Genomic DNA, 12,513 nt, shown 5'->3' on the forward strand with positions numbered 1-12,513 from the left:
TCTCCTTTACAAGCCTTCCTGGCGCATTAGGCGCGCCACTGCTCAACATACTATTCAGAGAGCTTGCTAGGATTTCTTCCCAGACCCTCAATATTTGCTAAATATCTACCGAAATTAAACTGAACATGAACTAGAGGATTATTGATGAGAATATCGACCAATTTGTACCTGGGAGGAATTGCGGCGATTTATTTGCTGTGGTTGTGTTGCTGGCTGGTTTTGGAGGACCAGGCTTTCGGGCTGGATTTTTACAATTGGGACCAGGGGCTTGTGGCCATAGCAGCCGCGTTTGCAGCCTTCTTTGCCTCATTGAATGTCATCAGACCTTATGCCATATTCATGGCTATCCAGGGTTTCGGCCTCATTCTGCTGACGATCTCCTGGCTGACCTATGATCCGAATGGGAGTCATGGCTTTTTACATTTTGCTCAAGCCGGCCCCCCCAATTATTCCAATATCAGTTTTAGTGGATTTGTTTTTAGCTGGGCGTGTGCCTGGGGTTATCTGGCGATAGAGCTATGGCATCGTTATCCTCCGACTGCGCTTACCAAAGCAGTCTTTTCTCTGCTCTTTTTTGGTTTGGCATTGATTCTGGCGAGTTTTTATTATCCTCAGTATGGTTTGAGCCTCAACACCATGACAGGGCGGCTCGATGCGGTGACTGCTGGCCTTGAGTTTTTGGTATTAGTGATCGGTCTGGGGTGTATTTTATTGAAGGCGCCATTTGTTATTAACTGGATGCTGCTGGCAACGGCTTTGCTGATAGCAAGTGATATGGCTTACAGCGAACAGTATGTGCCGACGGGTATTGAACCCGTCTGGATGTTCGGTCAGTTTTTATTATTATCCTCGTATTTACTGCTTTCCGAAATCAGAAAAGAAAATTCTAAGAAAACAAACGATCTGCATTTCCAGGATAACAAGAGCGGGCGCTCAAGGTCTGATTTATCAGGGATTCTCATTCTGCTCTCCTTGGGTGGAATATTAATGATGGTGGTGCTAAACCTGATTCAGATTCACCTCGTCTGGAAAGCATTTTTTGTAGTTTTGCTTATCGTCGCCTTAGTAGTCAGTGTCGTCTGGTTGACTGACCATTTTGACGATAGTGTGCAGTATCTTAAAAAGTATACAAAGCGCTTGCACCAGAACCGGCTGGAGCATGCAGACTGGCGGACTGAAGATGGACAAATTCAAGCGACACTCCAGTCTACCGGCCTTGGCGGCTATCTTGATGCGCTCAATCAATCAGCGCGTCAGCTTAAACAGAATGTCATTTTTCTGGGGCCAGAGAGGCTCTATCCCGAGGCGGTCAGGAGCGCTGAGCCAGGTCGGATAAGTTGTTTTATTGTCATGCCATTCAGTCTTGAATGGTCTGGCGATGTTCACCGAATCCTGTCCGGTGTCTGCAAATCGTTAGCTGTTCAGCCTATGCGGGGGGATGATGTGTTTAAGCCCAGCGATATACTGGTTGATATCTGGCAAAGCATCAATGTCGCAGATTTCGTTATTGCCGATATTTCGGGAAGAAATCCTAATGTGCTTTATGAACTCGGTATTGCTCACACGCTCGCCAAGCCGGTGCTGATCATCTCAAAAAATAACGACGATATTCCGATTGACCTCAGTACCCGTCGAGTGATCATCTATGGCCGGAACGAAGCACATTGGCAAGCAGAACTTGAAACTAAAGTAACTTTGGCAGTCCAGGAAATCATCCGTGCTTATTCTTTGGATACATCAGCTAAGCCCAATATCCTCGGTAGAGCCGGAAGTATTTGATTGCTATTTCATTTTTCTGGCGCAGGAATTTGAGTTGGATAATCTTGGCAAGATTATCTTTAACCCGAATATTTCATAAATTCGCGTGATGATCACGCAGAATTTTGATTAATAGGGAAGTTTTGAGAAAAAGGGGTGTAGTGATTCATACACCCGACTGAGCAAAATCTTTCTTATTAATCAAAAGACAAGTGAGGACACGTGCCAATTTATGAAATATTCGGGTTTAATGCGTTGATTCCTGCATGTACAGGATAGGGAAAAGGGGAAAGTTGCCGCAACCGGGATATTATTTGGTATGCTGACAATTATTGAGCATTTGATGCCTGTATAGCCTGTGATCAGAGAGACACTACCATGAACAATGACACTTTCAATCTCGATAAAAATCAACTGATACAACGCGCCTTCGACCAGATGGAGAAAAGTGTGCAGGGTACTGACTATACATTACGCCAGAAGCTGGCATTGACCTGCCGCATCCTGTTCGATAATGGCCATGATTCAGGATTGGCGGGCCAGATTACGGCGCGTACAGAGCAGCCGGGTACTTTTCTGACGCAACGGCTTGGCCTGGGATTCGACGAAATCAGTGTGGGTAATTTATTGCTGGTCGATGAGAATTTGCAGGTACTGGAAGGGGAGGGCATGGCCAATCCCGCCAATCGTTTTCATGCATGGGTCTATCGGGCGCGACCGGAGGTGCATTGCATCATTCATACGCATGCCGTGCATACGGCGGCTTTGAGCATGCTGGAGGTTCCTTTAGAGATTTCTCACATGGATAATTGTGTGCTGTACGATGATGTGGCTTTTCTTTCCAGGTGGCCAGGAGTGCCGGTTGGCAATGAGGAAGGCGAACTGATCGCAGCCGCATTGGGCAGTAAACGTACTTTATTGTTGGCACACCATGGCTTGCTGGTAGCCTGTAGTAGTATTGAAGAAGCTTGCCTATTGGCACTTGCATTTGAGCGAGCTGCGCGCATGCATCTACTGGCGGCTTCAGCCGGCAAGATTCAGCCAATAGAACCCGAGCTTGGACGTGAGGCGCATGACTGGATTCTACGTGCCCAACGCAGTGCGGCTGCATTTGCCTACTATGCGCGTCGTAGCCTAAAACAGCAGCATAATGCAGACTGCTTGCTGGAATGAGTTCGATTCATTTTACTTCTCTGACGCAGCGTTTCGCGATCTGGTTTTTCCTTGTCGCGCTATTACCTATTCTTTTGATTGGCTATAGCTTACTGCAAACGTTTGAAACGGAGATTCACAAAGCAGCTATCCAGCAGGTTTCAGCGATCGCTGATAAGAAGGTCGAGCAAATTAATTCTTACTTGTATGAACGTTTGCATGATGCCAACCTGATTCAGGCGACCGAGACCACGCATCAGGCCATTGATCAATTTACCAATGTGTTTAATCAGCATGGTATTGATGCTGAGGTTTATCGTAAGCTGGATGCAACGTATCGTGAACACTTTGAGCGCTTCGTCGAGGGCGCGGGGTATTATGATGTATTCCTGATTTCCACTGAAGGGTGGGTGGTCTTTAGCTATGCCCATGAGCATGATTTTGCCACTAACTTGCTTACTGGTCCTTATCGAGATACAGGGTTGGGGCAGGTATTTCGTCAGGCATTGGACACGGGTAAGAGCAGCATCTCGAACTTTGAATATTACAACCCTTCAAAAGGTGCTATTGCCGCCTTTGTCGGTGTCCCCATCTTCATTGAAGGCGAAATGCATGGTGTTTTTGCGCTGCAGATTTACAGCGAGCGTGTATTTGAAGTGCTTACCAATAATGTGGGTCTTGGGAAGAGCGGTGAAACGATCGTTACGCGTCTTGAAAACGATCGCATGGCACTGGTGATGGCGCCCTTGAAAGATGAACCGAATGCAGCGTTAAAACGGACGATTTCTCTCGACGACCCCATTCTTTCGGTTACTATCAAAAAAAGCCTGGATGGCCAGACTGGCGGTGGGACGGCTATTGATTATCGTGGCAATGAGGTGGTCGCGGCATGGCGTTACCTTCCACGGATGAGCTGGGGGATGGTCGTGCAGATCGATGTGGAGGAAGCATTTGCATCTGTATTCCGGGTGCGGACCACTGGTCTCGTGATTCTGGGCCTGACCTTTATTCTTGTCATACTGGGTGCGTTATTGTTCAACCGGCGCGTAGTGACACCTTTGAAAAAGCTCAATCAAGGGGCACAGGCGATTGCATTGGGGGATCTGCGGCAGCGAGTACCCATCGAAGGGTGGGATGAGACGGGGAAGTTAGCCGATGCCTTTAATACAATGACCGAGCGCTTGAATACTAGCTATCGCGAGCTGGAAGCGCGGGTCGCAGAACGGACGGCTGAACTGGAATACGCTAATGCCGAGCTGGCCATCAAGGAAGAAGAGACGCGTTCGGTGGTCGAACACATGGTGGATTGTGTCGTCACGACCGATGAAAGAGGTGTTATGCTTTCCGTCAATCCGGTGGTGGAAAAGTTGTTTGGCTATACCAGCGAAGAGGCGATTGGACAGAATGTGGCTATTCTGGTTCCGGAGCCTGATCGGAGTCAGCACGAGTTTTATATGGAGCGATATTGCAAAACTGGTCATGGACAAGAATATATCGGCCGTCCCTATTTGCCTGGATCGCATGGTATTGGCCTTGGGCGCGAGGTGGAAGGGGTACGCAAAAATGGTGAATTGATACCTATTTATCTCGCAGTCAGTGAATATTTCGTAGGGGAAAAACGCCATTTTACTGGTGTGATGCGTGATATTCGCGAGCATGTAAAAATCATGAAGGATCTGGAAAATGCCCGGCTTGAAGCAGAACAGGCCAATCAGGCCAAATCAGCCTTCCTGGCGGCAATGAGTCATGAGATTCGTACTCCTATGAATGGCGTGATTGGGATGATTGAAGTTCTGCAGCAATCAAGCTTGACCAGTTACCAGATGGAAATGACCAATCTGATCCGTGAATCGGCTTTTGCATTGCTGGAAATTATTGAGGACATCCTCGATTTTTCAAAAATTGAAGCAGGCAGGATAGAGATAGAACTCACACCTATTCCATTGGCGACGGTGGTGGAAAAGGCATGTAGCATGCTGGAGCATATGGCGACCAGCAAGGAAGTAGAGCTGACTTTATTTACTGACCCGGCTATCCCTGAAGAAGTTTTTGGCGATGCCCTGCGCCTGCGTCAGGTACTGGTTAATCTAATCAACAATGCAATCAAGTTTTCCAGTGGGCAGCAGCAGCCGGGGCGGGTTTCAGTGCAGGTGACCATGACTGAGTCAAGCCCGGATCGGGTGTCCGTTGCATTTCAGGTGACGGATAATGGTATCGGGATGAGTGAAGAAGCGCTAAAGCGTCTTTTCATGCCCTTTACCCAGGGGGATGCTTCAACGACACGGCGTTTTGGAGGGACTGGATTAGGACTGACAATCACTCATCATCTGGTGGAATTAATGGGAGGGGAAATTACCGTACAGAGTGCTCCGGGTAAGGGCTCCACCTTTACCGTACACTTATCATTTAAGCCTTCGCCAGCCAAACCAGTCAGTAGTGAGAATGTGATTGATCTGACAGGGCTTTCATGCCTGGTGCTGGGTGGCGATGAGGGGTTGAGTAACGATTTGGTCGCTTACTTGAAGTATGCTGGCGCTAATGTAGAGCGTGCCGCTGATCTGATTGCGGCTCGCGAGCGAATCAAAGCACTTCCTGCTACACAGTGGTTGCTGGTAATTGATGCAGGGCATGAAGAACCTCCTGTGGATGAACTGCGTCTGGCTTTCCGCACTCGATCAAGTCTGAATTCGCATGACCAACCTCATTTTGTCATCGTTAAGCGGGGGCGGCGCCATCGGGGACGCATCGAGGAAGATGGAATGGTTACACTGGATGGAAATATCCTCTATCGCCAGTCGTTTCTCCAGGCGGTTGCTGTTGCCGCGGGTAAAGCAAAACTGGAGGAAGAAATACCTTTCCTAGAGGAGGCAAAACGGATTACGCCACCTTCACGCGAAGAAGCTTTGCGGCAAGGGAAGCTGATTCTGGTGGCAGAAGATAATGAGATCAACCAGAAAGTCATCCGGCAACAACTGGCCTTGCTGGGTTATGCAGCCGATGTAGTAGCCGATGGACGCGAAGCATTGCGTCGCTGGGAAAGCGGCGACTATGCTTTGATTCTGACTGATCTGCATATGCCGGAAATGGATGGTTATCAGCTCACTCAATCGATTCGAACTGCCCAGACCGTGTTAAACCGTATTCCAATCGTCGCCTTGACTGCCAACGCGCTTAAGGGTGAAGCCGATAGATGCCGGGCTATTGGCATGGACGATTATTTGAGTAAACCGGTACAGCTGGAGCAACTCAGAGCAACCCTGGGGAAATGGTTACAGGTACTGGAACATAAGCCGGTCATGCCTGATGAGCCTATACCTGCCAGTCAGCCAACCACATCAGTGGATGTGAGTATTCTTGAAGCATTGGTAGGCAATGATCCTGCAATCATTCGGGAGTTTTTGCAGGATTTTCATATAAATGCCAAGGAGATTGGTAAGCAACTCCGTGCTGCCTACCAAGCCAACCAATTTGACAAAATCAAGGCGGCTGCGCATAAACTCAAATCATCGGCGCGATCGGTTGGTGCGGTGGGGTTGGGAGAATGGTGCGCGAAAATAGAACAAGCGGCCAAAGATAGTAATGAAAAAGAATTAACCAGTCTGCTGCCTCATTTCGAGGCAGAGATGACGGCGGTGGATAGTTACCTTGATACACTGGATAAAGCACGCTGAGGAATAATAATGAAAATTCATGAATACCAGGCTAAGGAGATTTTGCGTCGATATGGCGTGATAACACCACAAGGAATCGCTTGTTTCGGCATAGAGGAAGCTGTTTCTGCCGCTGAAAAGCTAGGCGGTGACAAATGGGTCGTCAAGGCGCAAATCTATGCAGGTGGGCGGGGTAAAGGTGGGGGTGTGAAATTGGCACGATCGCTTGCAGAAGTCCGGTTACTGGCGGAAGCTATGCTGAATAAACCGTTGATCACGCCTCAAACGGGTCCAAATGGTCAGGTGGTTCATCGTCTCTATATTGAGCAAGGCGTGGACATTCATCACGAATATTATGTGGGAATCGTCGTGGATCGCAGCCGTCAGCGTGCCTGCCTGATGGCGAGTTCGGAAGGAGGCATGGATATCGAGCAGGTTGCAGCGAGCACGCCAGAAAAGATCTATAAAATCCTGATTGACCCCATATCCGGGCTGACTGATCAGGACGCAGATGCTGTTGCGAACAAAATCAGTATACCTCCATCCAGCCTAACCGCAGCGCGGTTTCTACTGAAAGGTTTGTATCAGGCTTTTGATGAGACTGATGCCTCACTGCTTGAAATCAACCCACTCATTGTGACCCACGACGATCAGGTGCTTGCGCTCGATGCAAAAATGAATTTTGATGATAACGCACTGTTTCGTCATCCCGATATCGTCGCTTTACGCGATCTGGATGAAGAAGACCCGATGGAAATTGAAGCAACCGAGTATGGTCTTTCGTACATTTCGCTTGATGGCAATATTGGTTGTTTGGTAAATGGCGCAGGACTTGCCATGGCCACCATGGATATCATCAAGCTTTATGGAGGGAGTCCAGCTAATTTTCTGGATGTGGGAGGGGGAGCGACAGTCGACAAGGTAACCGAGGCATTTAAAATCATGCTGCGCAACCCAAAATTGCGGGCTATCCTGGTTAACATCTTTGGTGGAATCATGAAATGTGATGTCATTGCCGAAGGAGTCACAGTTGCTGCGCGGGAAGTAAAATTATCGGTACCGCTGATTGTGCGCCTGGAAGGAACCAATGTGGAGCTGGGTAAAAAAATTCTCGCTGAATCGGGATTGCCGATTATTTCAGCAACGAATATGGCCGATGCTGCTGAGAAAGCGGTAAGTGCAGCAGTACGAGGAGCTTAGATCATGTCTATCCTGATTAATCGTCATAGCCGGGTGATGACACAAGGAATTACCGGTAAAACAGGACAGTTTCATACCCGACTTTGTCGTGAGTATGCGAATGGGCAGCAATGTTTTGTGGCAGGTGTCAATCCTAAGAAGCCAGGTGAACAATTTGAAGGCATTCCCATTTACGCGACAGTGCGGGAAGCCAAGGAAGCTACCGGGGCGACTGTCTCGGTCATTTATGTCCCGCCAGCTTTTGCTGCGGCAGCCATTGATGAAGCAGTGGAGGCTGATCTCGATCTGGTCATTTGTATTACGGAAGGGATACCGGTGCGCGATATGCTGCGCAGCCGCTATAAGATGGAGGGGCGAAAAACGCTGCTGATTGGCCCGAATTGTCCTGGTATCATCACGCCTGATGAGATCAAGATAGGCATTATGCCTGGCTATATTCACAAGAAAGGACGGATTGGTGTGGTTTCCCGATCCGGTACATTGACGTATGAAGCCGTCGCACAACTCATGGCATTAGGACTGGGACAATCGACCTGCATTGGTATTGGCGGTGATCCAATCAATGGATTGAAGCATCTCGATGTAATGAGGCTGTTCAATGAAGATAATGAAACCGATGCAGTGCTGATGGTAGGCGAGATCGGGGGATCGGATGAGGAAGATTGCGCGCGCTGGATCAAAGACAATATGAAAAAGCCAGTGGTGGGCTTTATCGCGGGAGTAGCAGCCCCGCCAGGCAAGCGCATGGGGCATGCAGGTGCGATTATTGCTGGCGGTCAAGGAACGGCGCAGGAAAAAATTGCTGTCATGGAAGCATGTGGTATTCGTGTTACTCGTAATCCGGCAGAGATGGGCAAACTGCTCAAGTCAGTGCTGTAAACCATAAAGATGCCAAGAGGTTATTTAGATAAGATCTAAAGAGGAAGCTAACGATGCATCGAATTTCAGTGGTGTTTTTAATCATTCTGCTTGCAAGCTGCGCAGCGACTGGTCCATTTCCGCCTCCTCCTAAACCTTCTGCAAAGCCTCTGCCCGAATCACAAACGGCACCCGCACAACCGCAACGCCCGGCTGGCCCTTTGCCGCCCAGTGCGCGACCAACTTATAATCTTGGAGGCTATCCACCGGCCACCAAGGAAGGTTACATCGATGGTTGTGAGACTGCGAAAAAAACCCGCTATGGTTACAAGGATGAACAACGTTATCGCAACGATGGGCAGTACCGGATGGGATGGGATGATGGATTTGCGATTTGCCGAGGTAAACGCTAATTAATTGCAATGCGGGTTACTCGATACATAGCACTAAATCAGCTTCTTTCTGGATTACGACGCAAACTTATTTATTCTTGTTCTAATTCCGATAGGGTGCGTCACTCTTGGTCACCTTAAAACCCAGATTAACAGCGATTCTTGCTTTTTTATTTGCGATTACGACGCTATCTGCGTGGTCTGCCGACATTCCGGATGCAATCCGTCATGCGCTTAAACAAGCAGAGATTCCTGAGGCGGCGATTGGCATTTATGTCAAAGACGTGAATGGCAAGCAACCCATTCTTGCTGTTAATTCAGATATAGCCCTTAACCCTGCTTCGGTGATGAAACTGGTGACTACGTATGCAGGTCTAGAGCTGCTCGGTCCTGCTTACACCTGGCGAACTGAAATCTATGCACTAGGCAAGGTAGAGAATGGCATTCTACGTGGCGATCTGGCCATTAAGGGATATGGTGACCCCAATCTCAATCTGGAAAACTTCTGGCTACTGGTTCGCCAGATCCGTCAGACCGGCCTGAAAGAGATTACGGGTGATTTGATTTTGGATACCAGTTACTACAACGTTGCTGTGGGTGATCCCGGTGCTTTTGATGGTGATCGGTATAAAACTTATAATATTTTCCCCGAAGCGGTGCTGGTGAATTATCGTGCCTCAGCATTGCATCTGATACCCCACCCAGAAAATAATACCGTGCGTGTGGTGGCTGATCCTGCTTCGGAATTACTTGAATTAAAAAATAATCTGAAACTGACCCGCGGTAACTGTGGCGACTGGCGTAATCAGCTTCATATTGATGTGCGCAAGCATGAGGGGAATAATGGTCGTGTAACCGTTGTCTTGAGCGGCAACTACGCTATTCAATGCGGCCAGAATACCTATCATTTGAGCCTGCACGAAAGTTCCGACTATGTTCACGATTTGTTCAAAAAATTATGGGTACAGCAAGGTGGTTCATTTCGGGGTTCCGTGCGCAGTGGCGGGGTGCCAAACGGAATAGCGCCTCTCAGAGTATATTATTCGCCGTCACTCGCTGACATTATCCGCGGAATCAATAAATTCAGTAATAATGTTGCTGCACGGCAGCTCTATTTGGCGCTGGGGGAAACGACGATTCCGCCAAATAGCAATGCATCGGTTTCACTGGATCAATCCGATATAGCCATTAGACAATGGCTGTTTTCTAAACGCCTAAGTTTTCCTGACTTGGTTGTGGAGAATGGATCTGGGTTATCGCGTAAAGAGCGTATCAGTGCTTACCATATGGGGGAATTGCTGATGGCAGCATTCCACAGCCCAGTGATGCCTGAATTTGTCTCGTCTCTGGCGATTGCCGGGGTGGATGGTACTATGAGAAACCGCTTCAGGGGCACATTGGTTGCAGGTAAAGCGCATCTGAAGACGGGCACGCTCAATGAAGTGATGGCGATAGCGGGTTATCTGTTGGACCATAAAGACCGGCGTGTCGTGGTTGTTTTCTTTGTTAATCATCCACAGGCGGGTAGCGCGCGCTTAGCGATCGATGCGCTGATCAGATGGATATATGAAAGATCATAAGAATCTATGCTGTTCTTGTATTTCATTTTGCATTGAGTCGATAGATATAGAGTGGAGAAAAAAATAATGTCTGCACGAATGAGCGCCGCTTTACGGGTGTTGTTGATTGTGTTCGGTATCAGTTGTGCATCTGCGAGTTGGGCGGATAAAGCTAAAGGAGTGTTTTCTGCGCAACAGTCATGTCCAGCCTATGTTTCCAAAAATAAATTCACTAACCCGGATCATATTCAGCTCCAGGTAGGGGTAAATTATGAGACGCTGGAGGTTAACAGGTCCGATCGCCCAAGCTGGTATCGAATTGTGATGCCGGGTGCTAATCCGAAGGAACGCTGGGTCAGCGCTGACTGTGGTCAGTTCAAATCTAAGGGTGGGAATGGCGGAAATGGAGTGGGAAGCAGTGCTTGCAAGACGGCTGGTCAGGCAGATAGCTATGTGCTCGCGCTCTCGTGGCAGCCTGCATTCTGTGAAACTAAGCCGCAAAAACCAGAATGCCAGATTGCCGATGCTGACTCTTATCAGGCGCGGCATTTTACGTTGCATGGATTATGGCCCAATAAGCGGCAATGTGGCATTCGCTATGAATTTTGTGGTGAGGTCAGCGCTCAGAAAGATAACTTCTGCGATTATCCGGAGGTTAGCTTAGATCCAGATTCTCATGCTTCATTGGCGGAAGTTATGCCGAGTGTCAAGGTAGGCTCTTGTCTTGAGCGTCACGAGTGGCACAAACATGGAACTTGCCAGACAACTGGATCTATGGAGGAATATTTTGACCTGTCGGTAGATTTAGCCCGTCAATTCAATGAATCGGGTATGGCCTATTTTATGAACCGCAGAATTGGCCAGCAAGTGCGTACTGAGGATTTTCTGAATCGACTAGCCGCTGTCCTTGGGGCAGCCGCACCAGAGAGGGTGAAACTGAGATGTGAGCAGGGAATGTTAGTGGAAGTTCAGATGAATCTGATCGCTGAGCTGACGTTGGGCGAAGATCTCGAAAAACTGATGGCTAACGCTCCTGCTCAGAGCGGTTCAAATTGTGGCGCAACTTTTCAGATTGATCCAATAGGGCGATCACCAATGAATGTTATGCGATAGAATTACTTGCATCTATCCTGGTTGTCTGACCGAGGAGATACCAGCCAGACAACCAGGATACGAATGAAAACGGAGACTCAGCTAGGTTTACAACTTGTTATCACTCGTCAAATCAAATGTGCCGGTATGTTCCCCATTGACGATGTATTCATAGGTTCCAGCTGGCAAGCCATAGACTTGCAACGGAACAATTTTTTCGTAGGGAACCACTACTGCAGCACAGATTGCATCTGGCGGAGGGGGAATAAAATCGATAATGATGTTAAAACTTGATACTGCAGTGGCGGAGAAATCTGATAATCATAAAATCGTTTGCTAATTCTTCCAGGGGTATTACAAGCGATATCTGGACTGCTGACTTTCAGAAAAACCTGCACGGGAAATGTGTCAGTAATGATAATTTCTACATTCTGAATGAGGCCTTGACGTACTGGGTGTGTATTAAACTTCAGCAGTCGCCAGGCATCGATTTGCGCGTCATATTGAAAAAGCCCATCTTGAAATAATCCTGCCTGATCTGGAGTATCTACGATTGGAATGTCCAGTAATCCATTCTGAAAATATAGATGGTCAAGTACTACTGATACCGAAGGATTAGTTATGACAAAAGGCTCATCTATTACCTTCACTTCGTTATTTCTCGCTATCTCTTGAGAGAAAGCAAGTAGTGATGAGAATAGCGTGAGGCTGACAAATATCATAATTCTTAAGATAAACATATTTAATTCGGCGGATTCTAGTACTCAGTCATTCTTGAAATGTCGGCTAAAGCTCCCCATACTCTCGAGCTTCAACGTAGAATGGAAGTGGGCCAATGGCAAAGAAATACAT

General features: G+C 48.0%; 9 protein-coding genes. 8 read left to right on the forward strand and 1 reads right to left on the reverse strand.

The genetic code is table 11. The annotated features are described in order from the left end of the window. Positions 1 to 144: 144 nt before the first annotated feature. From BLP80_RS11170 to BLP80_RS11205, 8 genes are all read left to right on the forward strand, one after another. Positions 145 to 1,779, forward strand: a complete 1,635-nt coding sequence (locus tag BLP80_RS11170) for a hypothetical protein (protein WP_090543267.1) — start codon at positions 145 to 147, stop codon at positions 1,777 to 1,779. A gap of 357 nt (positions 1,780 to 2,136) precedes the next feature. Beyond that, positions 2,137 to 2,931, forward strand: a complete 795-nt coding sequence (locus BLP80_RS11175) for an aldolase (RefSeq protein WP_090543268.1) — start codon at positions 2,137 to 2,139, stop codon at positions 2,929 to 2,931. Further along, on the forward strand, positions 2,928 to 6,581 hold the full coding sequence (locus BLP80_RS11180; protein ID WP_256325062.1) for an ATP-binding protein: 3,654 nt from the start codon (positions 2,928 to 2,930) through the stop codon (positions 6,579 to 6,581). The genes BLP80_RS11175 and BLP80_RS11180 overlap by 4 nt, the downstream gene beginning before the upstream one ends. 9 nt (positions 6,582 to 6,590) lie before the next feature. Beyond that, positions 6,591 to 7,760 carry an ADP-forming succinate--CoA ligase subunit beta gene (sucC, locus tag BLP80_RS11185; RefSeq protein WP_090543270.1) on the forward strand — a complete coding sequence of 390 codons (1,170 nt, stop codon included), beginning with the start codon at positions 6,591 to 6,593 and terminating at the stop codon, positions 7,758 to 7,760. A 3-nt stretch (positions 7,761 to 7,763) separates the two neighbouring features. Further along, the gene (sucD, locus tag BLP80_RS11190) at positions 7,764 to 8,639 is read left to right on the forward strand and encodes a succinate--CoA ligase subunit alpha (RefSeq protein WP_090543271.1); all 876 of its coding nucleotides are present in this window, start codon (positions 7,764 to 7,766) and stop codon (positions 8,637 to 8,639) included. 53 nt (positions 8,640 to 8,692) lie between these two features. Then, positions 8,693 to 9,031: a hypothetical protein gene (locus tag BLP80_RS11195; protein ID WP_090543273.1), complete on the forward strand. Its 339-nt coding sequence runs from the start codon at positions 8,693 to 8,695 to the stop codon at positions 9,029 to 9,031. Between the two features lie 107 nt (positions 9,032 to 9,138). Then, positions 9,139 to 10,590: a D-alanyl-D-alanine carboxypeptidase/D-alanyl-D-alanine endopeptidase gene (gene dacB / locus BLP80_RS11200; protein WP_256325063.1), complete on the forward strand. Its 1,452-nt coding sequence runs from the start codon at positions 9,139 to 9,141 to the stop codon at positions 10,588 to 10,590. Between the two features lie 66 nt (positions 10,591 to 10,656). Beyond that, positions 10,657 to 11,682 (forward strand): ribonuclease T2 family protein, encoded by a 1,026-nt coding sequence (locus BLP80_RS11205; protein WP_090543275.1) that lies wholly within the window; start codon positions 10,657 to 10,659, stop codon positions 11,680 to 11,682. A 209-nt stretch (positions 11,683 to 11,891) separates the two neighbouring features. On the opposite strand, the gene BLP80_RS11210 is transcribed toward BLP80_RS11205, so the two are convergent. After that, complete coding sequence (locus BLP80_RS11210) at positions 11,892 to 12,401, reverse strand: hypothetical protein (protein ID WP_090543277.1); 510 nt, start codon at positions 12,399 to 12,401, stop codon at positions 11,892 to 11,894. Between the last annotated feature and the right edge of the window lie 112 nt (positions 12,402 to 12,513).

This window comes from Nitrosomonas sp. Nm132 (assembly GCF_900100485.1).
Taxonomy (GTDB): Bacteria; Pseudomonadota; Gammaproteobacteria; order Burkholderiales; family Nitrosomonadaceae; genus Nitrosomonas.